14 protein-coding genes are annotated in these 20,214 nt (G+C 68.2%); 3 read left to right on the forward strand and 11 right to left on the reverse strand.

From position 1 onward, the window contains the following. Nucleotides 1–81: 81 nt before the first annotated feature. From KHC19_RS03885 to KHC19_RS03920, 8 genes are all read right to left on the reverse strand, one after another. The gene (locus KHC19_RS03885) at nucleotides 82–855 is read right to left on the reverse strand and encodes a glycosyltransferase family 2 protein (protein ID WP_213350713.1); all 774 of its coding nucleotides are present in this window, start codon (nucleotides 853–855) and stop codon (nucleotides 82–84) included. Beyond that, entirely contained in the window at nucleotides 852–1,811 is a 960-nt protein-coding gene (locus KHC19_RS03890) for a hypothetical protein (protein WP_213350715.1), read from the reverse strand. Before KHC19_RS03890 ends, KHC19_RS03885 begins: the two co-directional genes overlap by 4 nt. Beyond that, nucleotides 1,811–2,596, reverse strand: a complete 786-nt coding sequence (locus KHC19_RS03895) for a hypothetical protein (RefSeq protein ID WP_213350717.1) — start codon at nucleotides 2,594–2,596, stop codon at nucleotides 1,811–1,813. Before KHC19_RS03895 ends, KHC19_RS03890 begins: the two co-directional genes overlap by 1 nt. A 26-nt stretch (nucleotides 2,597–2,622) precedes the next feature. Then, on the reverse strand, nucleotides 2,623–3,696 hold the full coding sequence (gene galE / locus KHC19_RS03900) for a UDP-glucose 4-epimerase GalE (RefSeq protein WP_378296130.1): 1,074 nt from the start codon (nucleotides 3,694–3,696) through the stop codon (nucleotides 2,623–2,625). Between the two features lie 21 nt (nucleotides 3,697–3,717). Beyond that, entirely contained in the window at nucleotides 3,718–4,692 is a 975-nt protein-coding gene (locus KHC19_RS03905; RefSeq protein ID WP_213350719.1) for a UDP-glucuronic acid decarboxylase family protein, read from the reverse strand. Nucleotides 4,693–4,871: 179 nt separating this feature from the next. Further along, nucleotides 4,872–6,794 (reverse strand): M10 family metallopeptidase C-terminal domain-containing protein, encoded by a 1,923-nt coding sequence (locus tag KHC19_RS03910; RefSeq protein ID WP_213350720.1) that lies wholly within the window; start codon nucleotides 6,792–6,794, stop codon nucleotides 4,872–4,874. 44 nt (nucleotides 6,795–6,838) lie between these two features. Continuing rightward, entirely contained in the window at nucleotides 6,839–8,410 is a 1,572-nt protein-coding gene (locus tag KHC19_RS03915; protein WP_213350722.1) for a protease, read from the reverse strand. A gap of 539 nt (nucleotides 8,411–8,949) precedes the next feature. Further along, on the reverse strand, nucleotides 8,950–10,851 hold the full coding sequence (locus KHC19_RS03920) for a M10 family metallopeptidase C-terminal domain-containing protein (protein ID WP_213350724.1): 1,902 nt from the start codon (nucleotides 10,849–10,851) through the stop codon (nucleotides 8,950–8,952). A 290-nt stretch (nucleotides 10,852–11,141) separates the two neighbouring features. Between KHC19_RS03920 and KHC19_RS03925 the strand changes: the two genes are divergently transcribed. Together KHC19_RS03925 and KHC19_RS03930 are read left to right on the forward strand one after the other, a co-directional pair. Then, the gene (locus KHC19_RS03925) at nucleotides 11,142–12,944 is read left to right on the forward strand and encodes a type I secretion system permease/ATPase (protein WP_213350725.1); all 1,803 of its coding nucleotides are present in this window, start codon (nucleotides 11,142–11,144) and stop codon (nucleotides 12,942–12,944) included. Beyond that, nucleotides 12,941–14,251 carry an HlyD family type I secretion periplasmic adaptor subunit gene (locus tag KHC19_RS03930; RefSeq protein WP_213350726.1) on the forward strand — a complete coding sequence of 437 codons (1,311 nt, stop codon included), beginning with the start codon at nucleotides 12,941–12,943 and terminating at the stop codon, nucleotides 14,249–14,251. Before KHC19_RS03925 ends, KHC19_RS03930 begins: the two co-directional genes overlap by 4 nt. A gap of 55 nt (nucleotides 14,252–14,306) precedes the next feature. On the opposite strand, the gene KHC19_RS03935 is transcribed toward KHC19_RS03930, so the two are convergent. Beyond that, nucleotides 14,307–16,208 (reverse strand): class I SAM-dependent methyltransferase, encoded by a 1,902-nt coding sequence (locus KHC19_RS03935; protein WP_213350727.1) that lies wholly within the window; start codon nucleotides 16,206–16,208, stop codon nucleotides 14,307–14,309. A gap of 113 nt (nucleotides 16,209–16,321) precedes the next feature. Beyond that, the gene (locus tag KHC19_RS03940; protein ID WP_213350729.1) at nucleotides 16,322–17,530 is read right to left on the reverse strand and encodes a pyridoxal phosphate-dependent aminotransferase; all 1,209 of its coding nucleotides are present in this window, start codon (nucleotides 17,528–17,530) and stop codon (nucleotides 16,322–16,324) included. A 306-nt stretch (nucleotides 17,531–17,836) separates the two neighbouring features. On the opposite strand from KHC19_RS03940, the gene KHC19_RS03945 reads away from it, so the two are divergent. Further along, complete coding sequence (locus KHC19_RS03945; RefSeq protein WP_213350730.1) at nucleotides 17,837–18,454, forward strand: class I SAM-dependent DNA methyltransferase; 618 nt, start codon at nucleotides 17,837–17,839, stop codon at nucleotides 18,452–18,454. A 32-nt stretch (nucleotides 18,455–18,486) separates the two neighbouring features. Here KHC19_RS03945 and rfbB read toward each other — a convergent pair whose 3' ends face one another. Continuing rightward, the gene (gene rfbB / locus KHC19_RS03950; RefSeq protein WP_213350732.1) at nucleotides 18,487–19,542 is read right to left on the reverse strand and encodes a dTDP-glucose 4,6-dehydratase; all 1,056 of its coding nucleotides are present in this window, start codon (nucleotides 19,540–19,542) and stop codon (nucleotides 18,487–18,489) included. Between the last annotated feature and the right edge of the window lie 672 nt (nucleotides 19,543–20,214).

Raw genomic sequence — 20,214 nt, forward strand, 5'->3', positions numbered from 1 at the left:
CCACCCGGCACCGAAGGTCAATTTCGATGCCGGGCCGGCATGCGGTTTTTCCCGCCGGCCACCCTTCCCGTCACGCCGGCGCTACAGCCAGCCTATGTCGGGATGGTAGATGCGCCGCCCGTCGAAGCCGAGCGGCAGCCCGCTCTTGCGCTGGGCATAGACGCGCCGCATCTTCGAGTGGTCGAACTGGGTGGTCTGGATCATCGACAGCGGCGCGACGTGATAATAGCCCAGCACCATCGGCACGAAGACCAGCAGCCGGTCTTCCGCGCACAGGTGCAGCAGCAGCTCCCAATCCTCATGCGCCGCGGCGTGCTTGCCGTAATAGCCGCCGAGATCCTCGATCTGGTCGGCATCGACCAGCGAGAACGCATCGATATAGTTCATGTCCAGGATGCGCTCGTCGACGAAGTCGTTCGACAGCAGCCCGATCGAGCGCTGCCCGTTATGCATCACCAGATTGCCGTAGGTGATCGCCGCGCCGGTGTCCCGCGCCGCCCGCCAGAAATGATGCAGGTTTTCCGGCACCAGCTCGTTGTCGGCGTCCATGAAGCAGACATGCCGGTAGCGCGCATGGCGCATGGCGAGATTGCGGGTCGCCGCCAGCCCCTCATTGCCGGTGGCGAGGATCGGGTCGAGCACGCCGAGCCGGTCCGCCAGCGCCAGCGACGCCAGCAGGCGCTGCGAGCCGTCGCGGGAAAAATCGTCCACCACGATCACCTGGCAGCCGATTCCGCGGGCGCGCAGGTTCTCGGCGGCGCGCAAGGCGCTGCCGATCGACCGGCCGAGATAGTTGCGGTGGTTCCAGTTGGGAATGCAGATCGACACGCCGTCAGGATTGCGCCCGTCCATCATGGCGCGACCTCCGCGCCCCGCTCCGCCCCGGCGAGCTGGCGCGCCGCCGGGCACCAGGGGGCGATGGCCCGGGCGACATTGGCCGCCAGCCGGCCGTGCCGCTCGATGAAGTCGAACGCCGCCTGATACAGCGCCGCGAGCCCGAACCGCTCCTTCGCTTCCCGCACCGCCTGCAGATGCGGGTAGACCCAGGGCACATGCGCGAAATGCGCCGCGTTCAGCGGATCGACCTTGGCCGGCACGGCCCCGGCCGCCACCGCGTGCAGCGCCCGGAAACCCTCGTGATAGGGGAAGCTGTGGTGGCTGCTCCACAGATAGAGGTCGGCGCGCGCGAGCACGCGGGCGATCTCCGCCGCCTCCAGGCCGGATCGCCGCTCATAGGGGCGGTGCGGCGGCAGGAAGGCGAAGCCGTCGCCGCCCAGCGTCTCCATGGCGGCGGAGAGGAAGGCGGCCCGGTCGGCGGTGGCATGGCCGAGCATGGCCCATGGCAGCGGGCGGCCGGCCTGCCAGCGCCCGAGCGAGGCGCGCTCGCGGGCGGAAAACGCCTCCGGCGCCCAGGCATAGGGCACCCCGCGGATGAAGGGCACCTCCACCTGCCGCACCATGGTCAGGTCCACCACGGCGGTGACAGGAGCGGCATCATGCGGGAACTGGTTGCCGAACCAGTGCGAATAGACGGTGTCGTAATTGACGAGGATCCGGTGCTCGAACCGCTCCAGCGCCGCGTTGAGCTCGGCGCGCCGGCCGGCGCGTTCCGCCGCGATCAGGCATTCGGAATAGTTGACGATCAGCACCGTGTCGCCGGCCCGCGCGCGCAGCGCCGCGACGTCGGCGGACGCCAGCGCCGCCGCCGGCAGGCCGAAGGCCGTCAGGTCCTGCGCCAGGTTCTCCGCCTGGCTCTCATAGAACCAGTTGATGCCGAAAGGCGCGATGACGGGGAGCATGCCGTCGCTCATCAGGGCAGATCCGCGGCGCCGCCGAGATGCCGGATGCTCTCCTGCTGCAGCGTCGCATAGCGGCGCAGGCTGGCGACCTCGTGCTCCAGCTCGGCAATCCGCGCCTTCAGCGCCTCGGCGTCGTCGGGCGCCGCCTGCGGGCGACGGGCGGCGGCGCGCAGTTCCTGGATCTGGTCGAGCAGGAAGAACGGGTCGATGGCGCGGTCGGCCAGGAGCGTCGACAGCTGCGCCAGCAGGCGGTCGCGGTCGGCGCGCCGCTCGTCGGCGGCGAGCAGGAGCAGCGAGGATTTCCACAGCGCCGGCGACAGGCCCGCCAGCGGCCGGCCATGCACGCCCCCGACGGCGGCGCCCTCCAGGCCCTGCCAGTCGCGCCCGACGCCATGGACCAGCACCACCGCCCCGGCAGCGCCGAGCGCCGCCCGGCCGGCCCGTTCCATCGCCGCGGCCGGATAGAGCCGCACCTCGTCACCGGCCGGCGTCTCGTCCGCCGCCTCGACGAAGGAGATGGCGGGATCGACGCGGCAATGTTCGAGCCGGCGCGCCAGCTCGGCCTCCCCGACCGCCACCCTGCGGGCGCCGGCAAGCCGGGCGATCACGCCGGCGAGGAAGACGTCGACCTCGTTGAGGCCCGCGTCGCCGCCGGCCGTCTCGCTCAGTTCCCGCCAGTTGCGGCGGGCGTCGAGATGCAGGGCGAGCAGGTTCACCCAGGTCTGCCGCGGCTCGCGCCGGCTCGCGAGCGGCGGCAGCGGCGAGGCGTCCCGGGCGGGCCCGGAGGTGTCCGGCATGGCCGTCTCTCCCGAAAGCGCGTCCATCACCGGCTCGCGCGACGGCCGACGGCATCGGCGGCCACCACGTCGGCGGCCACCACCTCCGCCGCAACGGCGCCGACCGGCGCGTTGCGCCGGGGATGCGCGCGAAGATGCCACCGCCAGGCGGTCTCGATGATCTGCCGGAGGCCCGAATGCCGGGTCTCGAAGCCGAGCTCGTCGCGGGCGCGCGTCGCATTGGCCACCAATATGGCCGGATCGCCCGCCCGCCGGCCGCCGACCACCTCGGGCAGCCGCAGGCCGGTCACGTCCTCGATCACCCCCAGCACCTGCCGGATCGAATAGCCCTCGCCGGTGCCGAGATTGAAGGTGCCGCCGGTCTCGCCGCGCAGCAGCCGCTGCAGCGCCAGCACATGGGCGTCGGCCAGGTCCACGACATGGATGTAGTCGCGCACCGCGGTGCCGTCCGGGGTCGGGAAGTCGGAGCCGAACACGGCGAAGTCGTCGATATAGCCCTGCAGCGTCATCAGGGCGCGCGGGATGATGTGGGTCTCGGGGTCGCGTAGTTCGCCGAGCTCGCCGGCGAGATCGGCGCCGCAGGCGTTGAAATAGCGCAGCACCACCGATTTCAGGCCATAGGCCATGCCGAAATCCGCCAGCATGTGCTCGACCATGCGCTTGCTCTGGCCATAGGGATTGACCGGCACGGTCGGCACGCTCTCGTCGATCGGCATGTGCTCGGGCTGGCCGTAGACGGCGCAGGTCGAGGAGAACACCAGCTTGTCGCAGCCGGCGGCCCGCAACCCGTTGAGCAGCGACAGCGAGCCGACGACGTTGTTCTCGTAATATTTGGCCGGGTTGACCATGGATTCGCCGACATAGGCCGAGCCGGCGAAATGGATGGCGGCGACCGCCCCATGGGTGCGCACCGCGGCGGCCACCGCGGCGGCGTCCCGGATATCGCCCTCCACCAGCGGCCCCCAGCGCACGAAGTCGCGATGGCCGGTGGAGAGGTTGTCATAGGTCACCGGCAGGAAGCCCGCCAGCGCAAGCGCCTTGCAGGTATGAGCACCGATATAGCCGGCACCGCCGACGACCAGAATTCGTTCCGCTGTCACCGCGACCATCCCCGCGTTCGCTCAAACAGCGATAACACGCTGCACCAATCCTTGCGAAACGAGCGATTCGAAATAGGGAATCGTCCGCTTCACGCCCTCGCGCAACGGTACCGTTGCCTGCCAGCCAAGCTGTTCGCGCGCCCGGTCCACCTGCGGCCGGCGCTGGCGCGGATCGTCTTCCGGCAGCGGCCGGTGCACGATCCGGGACCGCGATCCGACGAGCTCGATGACGAGGCGGGCGAGCTCCAAAATGGTGAACTCGGCGGGATTGCCGAGGTTGATCGGCCCCGTCACCTCGGCTGGACTTTCCATAAGCTTGATCAAACCATCAATCATATCATCGACATAGCAAAAAGAACGCGTCTGCTCCCCACTCCCGTGGACCGTAATATCCCGATTCAGCAAAGCCTGCACGATGAAACTCGAGACCACGCGCCCGTCATTGGGATGGGTTCGCGGGCCATAGGTATTGAAAATACGGGCAACCTTGACCTGCAATTCGTGCTGGCGCCAGTAGTCGAAGAACAGCGTTTCTGCGCAGCGCTTGCCTTCATCATAGCAGGAACGCGGACCGATGGGATTCACATTGCCCCAATAGTCTTCCGCCTGCGGATGCACATGGGGATCGCCATAGACCTCGCTGGTGGACGCCTGCAGGATGCGGGCGTTGAGCCGCTTGGCCAGCCCCAGCATGTTGATGGCGCCCAGCACGCTGGTCTTGGTCGTCTGCACCGGGTCGCGCTGATAGTGCACCGGCGAGGCCGGGCAGGCGAGATTGTAGATCTCGTCCACCTCGACATAGAGCGGATGGGCGATGTCGTGCCGCAGCAGCTCGAAGCCGGAATGGCCGATGAGATGCTCGATGTTGCGGCGGGTGCCGGTGAAGAAATTGTCGACGCACAGAACCTGGCAGCCCTCGCCCAGCAGGCGCTCCGCCAGATGCGACCCCAGGAAGCCGGCTCCGCCGGTGATGAGGACGCGACGCTCGAGATGCATGAATCGGCTCCAGGTGCCGCCGGCGTGGACGGATTCGTCCTGCCTACAGCAGTCGCCATGAAGGTTTCGCTAAAATCACCCGATGTGAAACGGCCGCGTCCGGCAGTCGAACGCGGCCCTGCCCGCCCGCGACGCGCCGCAGAACCGGCCGCCGCGCCGGCCGGAGCGTCGAATGCCTGCTAGACGAAGATGAAATTGCTCGTCGTCAGTTCCGTCAGCTTGGCGTTCTGCAGCACGATGCCGTCGGCCCCGTCCCAGATCACCACGTCGGTGCCGCTCTGCAACGCCGCCGTCAGCACCGCGCCGATCGAGGAGAAGATGTCGCTGTCGAACGCCACCCGGTCCTGCGCCACGTTCCAGTCGACGAAATAGTCGACCCCGCCGCCCGTCTCGATGATCGCGTAGTCGTAGCCGGCACCGCCGTAATAGGCGTCGGTGCCGCGGCCGCCGGTCATGTAGTCGTTGCCCGCCTCGCCGAACAGCCGGTCATTGCCGTTCTTGCCATAGAGGCTGTCCGAGCCGCCGCCGCCATAGAGATTATTGCCGAGTTCGTTGCCGGTGACGATGTTGGCCTTGCTGTTACCGCCGGCATCTGTGGCGGTGCCGAACAGCACGATGTTCTCGAAATCGGCGTCCAGCCCGCGATTGACCGAGGTCCACAGCGTATCGGTGCCCTCGCCCGGCTTCTCGAACACGACGTCGGAAAGGCTGTCGACGACATAGGTGTCGTTGCCGAGGCCGCCGATCATGGCGTCCGCCCCGGTGCCGCCATCGAGCCGGTCGTTGCCGGCATTGCCGTAGAGCTCGTCGGCGCCGGCGCCGCCATGCAGGGTGTCGTTGCCGGCATTGCCGCCCATGAGATTAGCGCCGGAATTGCCCCACACCTCGATATTGCCGAAGCCTTCCTCGACCCTGGCCCGCTCGACATTGGCCGGCAGCACATAGCCGCTCACCCGCACATAGGCGATGTCGGTGCCCTCGCCCGCCGCCTCGACGATGATGTCGCCGAGATGATCGACGACATAGCCGTCATTGCCGGCCAGCCCGGTCATGGTGTCGGCGCCGGCGCCGCCGTTCAGCACATTGTCGGCGATGTTGCCGCGCAGCGTGTCGTTGCCGGTGCCGCCGATGGCGTTCTCGATCAGCGAGGCCGGGTTGTCCTCGAACAGATAGGCATTGTAGACGTTGCCGCGCGCATAGACGCCGTCGCCGAGAGAGGCGCGCCGCGACGCCGAGAACAGGCTCGCCCCGCCCGGCGCCAGGTCGACCGATACCGCGCTGCCATAGTTCGAGAAGTCGTAAGTATCGACGCCGCCGCCGTCCCAGATGGTCATGAAGACCTTGTTGCCGCCCGGTATGCCCTTGCCTTCGCCGTTCACCGACATCTGGCCGTTGGCGGGATCCCATGTATAGACGTCGTCGGTGGCGTAATAGCTGTAATCCGCGCCGTAGAGCGTCTGCAGCGCCAATATGTCGAGCGCCATGTAGGTCTGCGGGTTGTCCCAGGTTCCGGTGGTGTAGTCGGTGCTCGCGGGGCCGCCCGGATAGGAGCGGTGGCTCATCACCGTATATTCCAGCGCGTCCCGGTCCGCAGGCACCACGGTGTCGCCGGCGCCGCCGGCCGCGCTCGCCACCTTCAGCCCCAGCGCCGCGCCCACCATCTGCAGATGGATCAGATAGGCGTAATTGCCGAGCTGCGGGTTTTCGAGGTCGCGCGGCGTGCCGTCCAGGGCGGTGCCGAACACCACCTCGGCACCATCCGCGGAGGGCGGCGAGCCGGTCGCCAGGGGATTGGCCGCCGCCGAATTATAGATGAAGATGTCCCCGCCTTCGACGGACTTCTCCACCAGACTTATATTGGTGATCCCGGTCACATGGCCGTATCGCTGTACGTGATCCTCGTTGGTGTAGTAACTCCTTGCGATCAGGAAGGTCCTTATCACCTGCCTCTGCTGCTGGGAGGTATCGAGCACGGCGGGATCGTCGCTCGAGCCGTACCAGTCGCCGACGGTGAACGAGACCGGGCCCGACCATTTCGTGTCGCCCAGCAGCCCGTCAATATAGGGATTGCCGGTCGGATCGACAGTCACAACGCTCGCCATGAGATCCTCGTCATTCCGGGCGGCCCGGCACGCCCCTCGCGCGCCTATACGAACAGGAAGTTGCTGGTGGTCAGGTCGGCCAGCCTGGTGTTCTGCAGCACGACGCCGTCGCTGCCGTCCCAGATCACCACGTCGGTGCCGTTCTGGAACGCCGCGCTCATCGCCGCGCCGATCGAGGAGAAGATGGCGCTCTCGAACACCACCCGGTCTTCCGACGCCTTGAAGTCGACGAAGTAATCCACCCCGCCGCCGTTCTGGATGATGGCGTAGTCATAGCCCGCGCCGCCATAATAGGCGTCCCGGCCGGTGCCGCCGGTCATGTAGTCGTTGCCCTCCTCGCCGAACAGCCGGTCGCTGCCGACATGGCCGTACAGGCTGTCCGAGCCGGCGCCGCCATAGAGGTTGTTCGCCAGCGCATTGCCAGAGACGATGTTGTCGAGGCCATTGCCGCCGGCATCGGTCGCCGTGCCGAACAGCGCGATGTTCTCGAAATCGGCGTCGAGGCCGCGATTGACCGAGGTCCACAGCGTGTCGACACCGTTGCTCGGCTTTTCAAAGACGATATCCGCCAGGCTGTCGACGATATAGGTATCGTCGCCATAGTCGCCGATCATCTTGTCCGCTCCGGCGCCACCGTCGAGGTGATCGTTGCCCCCGGCACCATAGAGCGTGTCGTTGCCGGCATTTCCATAGAGCGCGTTGTCGGTATAGTTGCCGAACAGCACATTGTTCAGCGCATTGCCATGCAGGTCGAACACCCCGGCAATGTTCTCCGTCCTGCCGTTCTCGACATTCGCCGGCAGCACATAGGAAGCCAGCCGCGAATAGACGAGATCGGTGCCTTCGCCGCCGGCCTCGATCACCACGTCGCCGACATTGTCGACGACGTAGCTGTCGTTTCCGGCGAGGCCGGTCATGATGTCGGCGCCCACGCCGCCATTCAGCAGATTGGCGGCGATGTTGCCGCGCAGCGTATCGTTGCCCGACCCGCCCAGCGCGTTCTCGATCAACGATGCCGGATTATTGTCGAACAGGAAGGCGTTGTAGATGTTGCCCTGCGCATAGACGCCGTCGCCGAGCTGGGCGAGCTGCGCTTGCGAAAACATGCTGTGGCCGCCCGGCGTGAGATCGATCGACACCGACGTCTTGTAGGCCGACAGGTCGTAAATATCGATGCCGCCGCCGTCCCAGATGGTGCGGAGGATCTTTGTGCCCCCCGGCACACCCGACGACCAGCCGTTGACAAAGGTGTCCCCTTTCGCCGGATCCCAGCGATAGCTGGTGTTGCGATCATTGTAGCTGTAGTCGGCACCGCCATAGAGACTCTGCAGCGCCAGAATGTCCAGCGCCATATAGGATTGCGGATGTCCGTACTTCTCGACGGTATAGGCGCCGACAGGACCGCCCTCATAGGAGCGCCGGCTCATCACGGTGTATTCGAGCGAATCCATATCCGCCGGCACGGCGATATTGGCCACGCCGCCGAGGTCGCTGGCATATTTCAGGCCCAGGGAAATGCCGACGCCCTGCATATAGGTGAGATAATCAACATCTCCGATCTGGGGGTTATATGCAGGATCGAAAAGAATATCCCCACCATCGGCCGGAGAGCTCATGAATGGCGGAGCGTTCCACGCATTGCCGACACGAATATTTCCATCCCCAGATTGCGGAGATTCTTCATTATATTTTACGACGTACCGCAATTTTATATTAGTGATTGCGATTATATATTGATATTTAACGTGAACCGAATGTATGTAATCGTAGCTGACATACGGATTGGCATTATTGAATGAATACGTCGTATCCCCGGCCCATTTGCTGCCCTGCAGCAGGCCGTCGATATAGTCGTCGCCGGTCAGGCCGACATTGACAGGAAGTCCCACGCCCGCTCTCCTTGCCTAGCGCAACCGGCGCTCATCTGCCTTCCGCAGCATCATCCATGTTATGCCGGGCAAGACAACCGGCAGATGAAATAATGCGCGTGCCCGCACAGATCTTGTCGACGGTAACGTCAGGCGGCGCCTCGGCCTGCGGTGCCCCCCCCCGCGGGCGGGCCGGCGCGATCGCGCGCATGGCTCGACGCAGGCGTCGACAGCCCGGCTCCGCCGCCCTCGCACGGGCAGCGAGAGGCGCGATGCGGGAGGATGCCTCACGCGATGAGGAAGTTGCTCGTCGTGAGGTCGGCCAGCCTGGCGTTCTGCAACACGATGCCGTCGCTGCCGTCCCAGATCACCACGTCGGTGCCGTTCTGGAACGCCGCATCCATCGCCGCCCCGATCGAGGCGAAGATCGCGCTGTCGAACACCACCCGGTCGCGGCTCGCATTCCAGTCGACGAAGTAATCCACCCCGCCGCCTTCCTCCAGGATCGCATAATCGTAGCCGGTACCGCCATAATAAGCGTCGGTCCCCTTGCCGCCGGTCATGTAGTCGTTGCCGTCCTCGCCGAACAGCCGGTCATTGCCGTTCTTGCCATAGAGGCTGTCCGCGCCGCCGCCGCCATAGAGATTATTAGCCAGCTCGCTGCCGGTGACGATGTTGGCCTTGCCGTTGCCGCCGGCATCGGTCGCCGCCCCGAACAGCACGATGTTCTCGAAATCGGCGTCGAGCCCGCGATTGACCGAGGTCCACAGCGTGTCAACGCCCTCGCCCGGCGCCTCGTAGACGACGTCGGAGAGGTGGTCGACGACATAGGTATCGCTACCGAGACCACCGATCATCTGGTCCGGCCCGGTGCCGCCATCGAGGGTGTCGGCACCGGCCATGCCGTAGAGCACGTCAGCTCCCGCCCCGCCATGAAGCGCGTTATTGCCGGCATTGCCGGCGAGCAGATTGGCCTCGGCATTGCCCCAGATCTCGACATTGCCATAGCCTTCCTCGATTTTGGCCTGCTCGACATGGGCCGGCAGCACATAGCCGGTGGCTCGCACATAGACGGTGTCCGTGCCCTCGCCCGCCGCCTCGACCACCACGTCGCCGACATAGTCGACGACATAGCTGTCATTGCCGGCGAGGCCGATCATGGTGTCGGCGCCGCCGCCGCCATTGAGGATGTTGTCGGCGACGTTGCCGCGCAGCGTGTCGTTGCCGGAGCCGCCGATGGCGTTCTCGATCAGCGAGGCCGGATTGTCATTGAAAAGATAGGCATTGTAGACATTGCCCTGCGCATAGACGCCGTCGCCAAGATAGGCCAGCTGTTCCTGCGAAAAAAGACTGACCCCGCCGGGCGACAGATCGACGGATACACCCTCATCGTAATTGAGAAAACTATACGTATCCACCCCTCCGCCATCCCAGAGAGTCATGTATATCTTGTTGTAACCCGGCATCGAACCTTGCGCAGAATTGTTTACGGTCATCCGTCCGGTTTCGGAATTCCAGCGATAAACACTATCACTGCTGTTTCTGCCGTACTCCGCTCCGTAGAGCGTTTGCAACGCCAGAATATCGAGCCGCATGAACGTCTGAGGAAAATCGCGTTCTTCGCCCACATCATAGAGATCGGCCGGCCCACCGACATAAGAGCGCTGGCTCATTACAGTATATTCGAGAGAATCCTTGTCCTCGGGCACGACAACATCGCTCACGCCGCCGGGCGCGCTTGTCAGCTTCAGGCCTCGCGTGTAGCCAAGCGCCTGTGCGTGGATGAGATAGGCGAAATCGCCGGCGCTGGGAGAACCCAGATCCCGAGCGGTTCCCCTCCACAGCCAATTGAATCGTATGTCAATATGAACGGCCTGCCCGCCCAGCCATGGGTCGACCTCATCTTCAACAATGACCGGGGAAACATCAAAAGGCCCACCCGCGATTTCTTCATGCGTGAACCTCAAATTTCCATTGTTATAATAAACATAATCATCAATCTCGTCACTGTAGTGATGAGGCGGTTCGCGGTTGAGAAGACCGTGGTCTCCTCCCGTAGAAACCAGCCAGCCAATGGCCGGATTATAACCCCACGCACTGTATGTAGTCTTGCCTTCCCATTTGAACCCAGCAAGAATACCATCGATATAATCATCGCCCGTCGGGTCGACATTCACCACATCAGCCATAATGCGATTTCCCGCTGCACCTGATAACAGTCGACATGGTCGCTCGCCCGAACGCCGGCTCCGGTTGCGCAGGACATCGCTCGACCAGGCCGACACATGGATACGTCAGCCCGACAGGACGAACGTCTCGCGCCACTCACAAGATACTGGTTTTCAACTGGCTTGCCGGATATAGCGCAAGAAGAGGGCGTCATCTACAACTACGCGCAGGACCATGCGCTGCCTGCCGTTCGGCACCATGGATCAATCCGTATCGGGCATGGCCCGCCCGTCAGCAGGGTAGTCGCCTCATGACTTCCGACCTCGCCAAAGCCATGCAGGCCTGCCGCACGGCCTTCATCGGCATCGGGCTGATGACCGGCGTCATCAACATCCTCTACCTCACCGGCTCGATCTTCATGCTGGAGGTCTATGACCGGGTGCTGCCCAGCCGCAGCATTCCCACCCTGGTCGGCATCGCCCTCCTCGCGGCGATGCTCTACGCCTTCCAGGTGGCGCTCGACATTCTGCGCCTGCGCATCCTGTCGCGCATCGGCCTCGCCCTCGACGAGGGGATCGGCGCGCGGGTCTATGCCGCGGTGGTGCGGGCGCCGCTGCGCGCGGTGCCGGCCGGCGACGGCCTGCAGCCGATGCGCGATCTCGACCAGCTGCGCGGCTTCCTCTCCGGCCTCGGCCCGACCGCGCTGTTCGACCTGCCGTGGATGCCGCTCTACCTCGTCATCTGCTTCCTGTTCCACCCGCTCATCGGCGTCACCGCGCTCGCCGGCTGCCTCGTGCTCGTGGCGTTCACCGCCGTCACCGAGATGACCACCCGCAAGCCGGTGCGCCAGGCCATGCTGGAGATGACGGCGCGCAACGCGCTGTCGGAGGTCGGGCGGCGCAATGCCGAGGTGCTCGCCGCCATGGCGATGACCGAGCGCTTCGGCACCGTCTGGGCGGAGGCGAACCGGCGCTACACCCTGCAGCAGCAGCGCGCCGCCGATATCGGCAACGGGCTCGGCTCGCTGTCCAAGGGGCTGCGCCTCGCGCTGCAATCCACCGTGCTCGGCGTCGGCGCCTGGCTGGTCATCCGCGGCGAGGCGAGCGCCGGCATCATGATCGCCGCCTCCATCCTCAGCGCGCGGGCGCTGGCGCCGGTGGAGCTCGCCATCGCGCACTGGAAGGGCTTCGTCGCCGCCCGCCAGGGCTGGAAGCGGCTCGGCGAGCTGCTCCGGGCCTTCCCCGCCGCCGGCGAGCCGATCGCGCTGCCCCGGCCCCACAGGACGCTGGCGGTGGAGGCCATCTCCGTCGCCCCGCCCGGCAGCCGCCGGCTGGTGGTGCAGGAGGTCGGCTTCACGCTGGAGGCCGGCCAGTGCCTCGGCGTCGTCGGCCCCTCCGGCTCGGGCAAGTCCAGCCTCGTACGGGCGCTGGTCGGCGTCTGGCAGCCGGCGCGCGGCAAGGTGCGGCTCGACGGCGCCGCCTTCGAGCAGTGGCGGTTCGACGACCTCGGCGCCGCCATCGGCTATCTGCCGCAGGACGTCGAATTGTTCGCCGGCACGGTGGCGCAGAACATCGCCCGCTTCCACCCCGATCCCGACCATGGCGCGATCATCGCCGCGGCGGAGGCGGCCGGGGTGCATGCGCTCGTCCTCAGCCTGCCGCAGGGCTACGAGACGCCGATCGGCGAGGGCGGCGCCGCGCTCTCCGCCGGCCAGCGCCAGCGCATCGCCCTGGCGCGGGCGCTGTTCGGCGCGCCCTTCCTGGTGGTGCTCGACGAGCCGAACTCCAATCTCGACGCCGATGGCGAGGCGGCGCTCAACCAGGCGGTGGCCGGGGTGCGGGCGCGCGGCGGCATCGTCGTCATCGTCGCGCACCGCCACAGCGCGCTGGCCAGCATCGACAGGCTGCTGGTGATGCAGGAAGGCCGCCTCCGCGCCTTCGGCCCCAAGGAGCAGGTGTTGCGCAAGCTCGCGCAGCCCGCCGCCGCTCCGGTGCCGGCCGGCGGTGCCGACGTCGTCGTGATGAGCGGGCGCGGCGAGCGTCCGCCGCGGCCGGGCGCCGGGGCCGGAGCCGCCGGCGCGGAGCCGGCCGAGAAGGAGGGCCTGCTGCCGTGAGCGATCCGACGCCGGCCGGCCCCCATCGTTCCATCCGCCGCCATCTCGCCCTGGGGCTCGCTCTGGTCGTCGCCGTGGTGTTCGGCGTCGGCGGCTGGGCGGTGGCGACGCAGATCTCCGGCGCCGTCATCGCGCCCGGGCAGCTCGTGGTCTATTCCAGCCTCAAGAAGGTGCAGCACCCCACCGGCGGCATCGTCGGCGAGCTGCTGGTGAAGGAAGGCGACGAGGTGCGTGCCGGCGACGTGGTGCTGCGCCTCGACAAGACGGTGGCCGAGGCCAATCTCGCCATCCTCGCCAACAATCTCGACGAGCTGCAGGCCCGGCAGGCCCGCAACGAGGCCGAGCGCGACGGCATCGCCGAGCTCGGCTTCGCGCCGGAGCTGCGCGCCCGCGCCGAGCACCCCGATGTCGAGCGCATCCTCGTCGGCGAGCGCAAGCTGTTCGAGACCCGCCGCTTCCTGCGCGAGGGCCGCAAGGCGCAGCTGAAGGAGCGCATCGCCCAGCTCGGGGAGGAGATACGCGGCCTCGACTTCCAGCTCGGCTCCAAGGACCGGGAGATCGCGCTGATCGGCACCGAGCTCAAGAGCGTGCGCCAGCTCTGGACCGACAATCTCGTCTCCATTCAGCGCGTCACCGCGCTGGAGCGCGACGCCGCGCGGCTGGAGGGAGAGAAGGGCCTGCTGATCGCCAACATCGCCCAGACCAAGGGCCGCATCGTCGAGACCGAGCTGCAGATCCTGCAGATCGACCAGGACATGCGCAGCGAGGTCGCCACCGAGCTCGCCGACATCCGCGCCAAGCTGTCGGAGACACGCGAGCGCATCGTCACCGCGCAGGACCAGCTCAGCCGCGTCGAGATCCGCGCCCCGCAGGACGGCACCGTGCACCAGTTGGCCGTCCATACCATCGGCGGCGTGGTGGGCCCCGGCGAGCCGATCATGCTGGTGGTGCCGAAGAACGACCAGCTGGAGGCCGAGGCGCGGGTGGCACCGCCCTTCATCGACCAGCTGGCGATCGGCCAGCCGGCGGTGATCCGCCTCTCCGCCGGCGCGCAATGGGAGACGCCGGAGCTCAACGGCACCGTCAGCCGCATCTCGGCGGACATCGTGCCGGACCCCGTCACCGGCGAGGGCTTCTATTCCGTGCGCATCGCCCTGCCGCCGAAGGAGCTGGCCCGGCTCGACGGGCTGAAGCTGGTGCCGGGCATGCCGCTCGAGGCCTTCATCAAGACCGGCGACCGCACCGTGCTGTCCTATCTGGTCAAGCCGCTCACCGATCAGGTGGCGCGCTCCTTCCGCGGCCGCTGAGCCGGCGGACGCCTCGTCACGGAAGCGCGCCCGCGGCGGCGCGACGGCCGGCGGCTCAGCCGTGCAGCCCCGCGCCTTGCTCGGCCGGCGCGGGGCGCAGGCCGTAGCGCCAGAACCGGTCGGGCAGCGTGTCGGACAAGGCCGCGCTCGGCGCATGCAGCGAGCGTCCCTCGCGGAGGCCGTGGCGCAAATAGTGCAGCAGCGGGTTCTGGTCGGAGGGTACGTCGCGGTTGCCGCGGAAATAATCGGCAGTGCTGAACAGCAGGCTGGGATTGGCGCCCTGGCGAAAGCCGGTGTCGAGATAGTGCCGCGCCGCCTCGTGCGGCTCGACGCCATGGGTCTCGGCATACCAGGCCCTGTCGAACAGCGCGCTGGATTCCAGCAGCCGGATATCGTCGTCCTGCGGATCGGGCACCCGCGGCGCGATCTCCGCCGTCTCGGCGCTCGGCTCCACGGGCGGCGCGGGTTCGGCCGCCTCCCATGCGGCGAGCGGAGCGGTGATCAGGTGGCGCAGCTCCCGGCACTGGGCGAGGCAGTCCTGCGCCAGCCCGGCGGCCCGCTGCGCCGCCGCCTGCGCCACGGCGCCGGCGCGCCGCTCGCGCCCGGTGCGCCCGTTCAGCCGCAGCCGCTTGCGCAGGCGCGAGGGCACGCAGGAGACCAGCCGCTGCCGCAGGGTCTTGGAGCGGATCGAGAGCGCCCGGGCCTCCTCGCCATGGGCGGCATGCAGGGCGAGAACCAGCTGCTCGGCCTGCTCGATCCGCGGCGGCATGCCGGCGGCGAGCTCGGCCCGCTCCCGCTCCGCCGCCTGGCAGCGTGCGCGCAGTTCCCGGCACTCCTCCTCCAGCGCGACGATCTCCTGCCGGTGCGCCGCCTCCGCCTGCGCCAGCCGCGCCCGGCGCTCGGCCTCGACGGCGCTCTTCAGCCGGTCGATCTCGCGCGCCAGCACCTCGTCCTTCTCGGCGAGCCGGCGCAGCTGCGACAGGTGGGCCTCGCGCTGCTCGGCGATCACCGCCGCCTGCGCCTGGATCAGCGCCTGCCGCTCGTCGAGAATGCGCAATTGCTCGCGCAGCGTCGCCTCCTGGCCGGCCAGCCGTCCATCCTTCTCCGCGCCGGCCGCCTGCAAGGCCGCCACCTGCGCGGTGAGGCCGTCATAATCGGCGATGGCCTGCCGGCGCACGCCATCCAGCGTGCCGGCCAGCTCGTTGCCCCAGGCCTGCAGCGTCTCGATCGCCCCGGCGCCGCTGGCACCGCCGTCGATGAGAACCGAATCCGCCGGCACCGCCAGCGGCGCATCGGAGCAGACGGCGAGCAGGAACACCGGCCGGGCCGGCGGCAGCGGCGCCCGCGCCGGCGCCTCGCCGTGCAGCCACCACATGTCGGCGGCCCCGGCCCTTTCGTCGGCGGCGGCGATCATCGAGGCGAGCCCGACCGCCTGCCCGCGCAGCGCGACATGCGCGAAGAGCCGGCGCAGCTCGCCCTCGAACTCGCCGGCCGACAGCTCGGCGAGGTGGAACTGGTTGCGGTTGTTGAGGACGCCGGAATAGACGTCGCGGTCGGGGGTGGAGACGATCAGCGTCCCGCCCGGCTTCAGCACCCTTCGGAGCTCGGCGAGCGCCCGGCGCGGATCGGCGACATGCTCGACGGTCTCGAAGCTCACCACCGCGTCGAAGCTGTGGTCGGGAAAGGGCAGCGCGCCGACGTCGCCGGCCTCGAAGCCGAGATTGCCGATGCCGGCATAGCGGCGGGCGGCGTGGGCGACCGCCTGCGCGTCGAGATCGACGCCCACCACCCGACCGGCATGGCGGGCGAGGAACGCGGCGCCGTAGCCCTCGCCGCAGGCGACATCCAGCACCGCGCCCCCGGCGATCAGCCCGGCGGCGAAGGCGTAGCGGTGCTGATGCTCGGCGGCGATGCTGCCGGCGGTCCCGGGAATGAAGCGCTCGCCCGTGTCGTCCATGGTCCGTCCCCGCCCCGCCTGACGCGACGCCGCCCGGCGCGCCTCTTCATCCCATGGGTAATGCAAAGCCGCCGGCATCACCAGACATGGGGTGTCCGGCGGCCGCCTTCGGCTCAGCGGGTCAGCCAGGCCGCGAGGCGGCGGGTCGCCTCGGCCAGCTGCGCCTCGCCGCGGGCGAAGCACAGGCGGATGAAGTCCTCGCCGCCCGGCCCGAAGGCGGTGCCCGGCGCCAGGCCGATATTGGCCTCGTCGACCAGCTTCAGCGCCAGCTGGCGCATGTCGGTTTCGCCCTCGACGCCGAAGAAGGCGTAGAACGCCCCCGGCGGCCGGGCGAGCCGCACCCGGTTGGTGGGCAGCAGCCCGTCGGCGACGATGTCGCGCCCGCGCCGCGCCCGCTCGATCTGGTGGGCGACGAAGCTCTCGCCGCGCTCCAGCGCCGCCACGCCGCCGCGCTGCATGAAGGCGGCGACGCCGGAATTGGTGTACTGGATCAGGTTCTCGATGACGTCGCCGAGCGAGGGATGCGCCTCCAGCCAGCCCATGCGCCAGCCGGTCATCGCCCAGTTCTTCGAGAAGGTCTGCAGGAACAGGATGCGGTCCTCCGGCTCCATCACGTCATGGAAGGAGGGCGCGCGCCCGCCTTCGCCGGCCTCGTAGTAGAAGCGGCCATAGATCTCGTCGGCGATGATCCACAGCCCGTGGCGGCGGGCGATGTCGAGCACGCCGGCCAGCACCTCGTGCGAGGCGACGAAGCCGGTCGGGTTGGCCGGGGAGTTGATGAAGATGGCGCGGGTGCGCGGGCTCACCGCGTCCTCCAGCCGGCCGAGATCGAGCGAGAAGCCCTCCGCCGGATCGAAGCCGAACGGCACGAAGACCGGCCGCGCCCCGGCCGCCTGCGCCGCCGCCGCGGCATTGGGCCATTCCGGCGAGGGGATGATCACCTCCTCCTCGGCGCCGACGGTGAGCGCCAGCGCGATCTGGATGGCGTGCATGCCCGAGCCGGTGACGAAATAGCGTTCCGGGTCCTCGGCGATGCCGTAGAGCTTCGTCATGTAGCGGGCGATGGCGGCGCGCAGGTCGGGAATGCCGCGCTGCCAGGTGTAGAAGGTCTCGCCGGCGGCGAGCGAGCGGGTCGCCGCCTCGCTGATGAAGGCCGGCGTCGGCAGGTCGCCCTCCCCGGCCCAGAGCGGGATCAGCCCCTCGCGGGTGCGCCCGTAGTTGAACACCTCGACGATGCCGCTCTCCGGCAGCGCCAATGCCTGCGGACGCACGAAGTCGAGGAGCGAGGGGCTCGGCACGAAGGGGCTGGCGGCGACGGACATGAGGGCTTCCCGGCTGGTTCGGCGACGCTCCTACCATAGCCGCGCCGCGGCGTCCCATTCATCAAAAGCTGTGCGACGACCCATCTGCGGTGGTGATGGACGGCACCGCTCGCCGGCACCGCGCGTCCCCATCCCGCCCGCAGGCCCGATGGCGGCGCGGCGCGGGTAAACGGTCGTCCGTTGTGAAACGCGCCGGTGTCGCGTAAGCCCGTGTCGCGCAAGCCGGGCTCACGCCGGACGTCGCTTTCGGCCGGCCGTGGATTTCCGGCCGCGGCGCCTGCGAAAGCCGAGACAGGACGACGCCCCGTGACCGACCTCTCCGACCGGATCGTCGATCTCTACCGCCGCCATGCGCAAGCCTGGGCCGGCGCGCGCACCGCGATGCCGCCGGGCGCCTGGCTGATGGAGGAGGCGTGGCTCGCGCGGTTCCTGGCTCTCGTCACGCCCGGTGCCGCCCTTCTCGACATCGGCTGCGGCCCCGGCCTTCCCATTGCCGGCCACCTCGTCGCGCACGGCCATCGCGTCACCGGCATCGACAGCGCGCCGGAGATGATCGCGCTGTTCCGCGCCAACCTGCCGGAGGCCGAGGCCCGCGTCGCCGACATGCGCGAACTCGCGCTGGGCCGCCGTTTCGGCGGGCTGATCGCCTGGGACAGCTTCTTCCACCTGTCGCCGGGCGACCAGCGCCGGATGTTCGCGATCTTCGCCGCCCATGCCGAGCCCGGCGCGCCGCTGCTGTTCACCTCCGGCCCGGCGGCGGGCGAGGCGATCGGCACGCTCGAGGGCGAGCCGCTCTACCATGCCAGCCTCGATCCGGCGGAATACCGCGCGCGGCTGGACGAAGCCGGCTTCGACCTCGTCGCCCACCGCGCGGAAGACCCCGGCTGCGGCGGCCACACCGTGTGGCTGGCCCGCCGCCGCTAGCCCGGCGCCCGGAGCCCGCCGCCAGCGGGCCGCTAGCCGGCGGTGCCCAGCCGGGCGCGGTCGTAGCGCGCCTTCAGCGGCTCCCACCAGGAGGCGTTGTCGAGATACCAGCGCACCGTCTTCTCGATGCCGGTCTCGAAGGTCTCGGCCGGCGTCCAGCCGAGCTCGTCCTTCAGCTTGCCGGCGTCGATGGCGTAGCGCGCATCGTGTCCCGGCCGGTCGGTGACGAAGGCGATCAGCGCCTCGCGCGCGCCGATCCGCGCATCCGGCACCACCCGGTCCATGATGGCGCAGATGGTGCGGACGACATCGATGTTGCGGCGCTCATTGTTGCCGCCGACATTGTAGCTCTCGCCGAGCCGCCCGGTGGTGGCGATCAGCTCCAGCGCGGCGGCGTGGTCGTCGACATAGAGCCAGTCGCGCACATTCTCGCCGCGGCCATAGACCGGCAGCGGCTTGCCCTCCAGCGCGTTGAGGATGGTGAGCGGGATCAGCTTCTCGGGGAAATGGTACGGCCCGTAATTGTTCGAGCAGTTCGACATCACCACCGGCAGGCCATAGGTGTGGAACCACGCCCGCACCAGATGGTCGGAGGCCGCCTTGGAGGCCGAATAGGGCGAGTTGGGCTGGTAGGGCGTGTCCTCGCGGAACAGCCCGTCGGCGCCCAGCGAGCCGAACACCTCGTCGGTGGAGATGTGGTGGAAGCGGAAGCCCTTCTGCGCCCCGGCGTCGAGCCCGCGCCAGTAGCGCAGCGCCTCCTGCAGCAGGTTGAAGGTGCCGACCACATTGGTCTGGATGAAGTCGCCCGGCCCGTCGATCGAGCGGTCGACATGGGATTCGGCGGCGAGATGCATCACGAGGTCGGGGCGGAACGTGTCCAGCGCCTCGCGCATCGCCCGTCCATCGCCGATATCGGCCTTGAGGAAGCGGTAGTTCGGCCGGTTGTCGATCTCGTTCAGCGAGGCGAGGTTGCCGGCATAGGTGAGCTTGTCGACATTCAGCACCTCCCAGCCGTCCCTGACGAGCCGGCGCACCACTGCCGATCCGATGAAGCCGGCCCCGCCGGTCACAAGCACACGCCGCGTCATGTCGTTCCTGCCACGCCTGTCGAAGCTGGCGGACTATCACAGGGCGAAAGCGCTTGCCTAGAGGCGCCGCCGCGCACCGACCGCCACCGCCCACGCGCGCCCCGCCTCCGAACGCCCCGCCCGCCGGCGCGACCGGCCCCCTCTCCCCGCACCGAACCCGGCTTTTGCCGAGTTCGGCATTCCATAAGGTCAAAATCGGAGACATCCGATTTTGACGGAGAGGGCCGGGGTGAGGGGTCTTCACCTCTTCCCGATCGTCAGCCCCCCTCACCGACCCGCTGCGCGGGCCACCTCTCCCCAGCGGGGAGAGGGAAGAGAGCAGGAAGGAAACGCCCCTCAGCCGCCTTTTGGAAGCCACAAGCCCCCGAACGCCTCGCCCTCTCCGCCGGCGCGACCGGCGCCCTCTCCCCGTCGGGGAGAGGGCTGGGGTGAGGGCTCTTCCCGGCTTCCCAATCGTCAGACCCCCTCACCGACCCGCTGCGCGGGCCACCTCTCCCCAATGGGGAGAGGGAAAGGAGACAGGAAGGAGGCAGCCCTTCAGCCGTCTTTCGGAAGGAAGGAAACGGCCCCAGCCATCATTTCGGGAGCAGCAAGGCCCCGAACGTCCCGCCCTCTCCGCCAGCGCAACCAGCTCCCTCTCCCCATTGGGGAGAGGGGTGGGGTGAGGGGCCT

The organism is Ancylobacter oerskovii (assembly GCF_018390555.1).
Classification (GTDB): Bacteria; Pseudomonadota; Alphaproteobacteria; order Rhizobiales; family Xanthobacteraceae; genus Ancylobacter; species Ancylobacter oerskovii.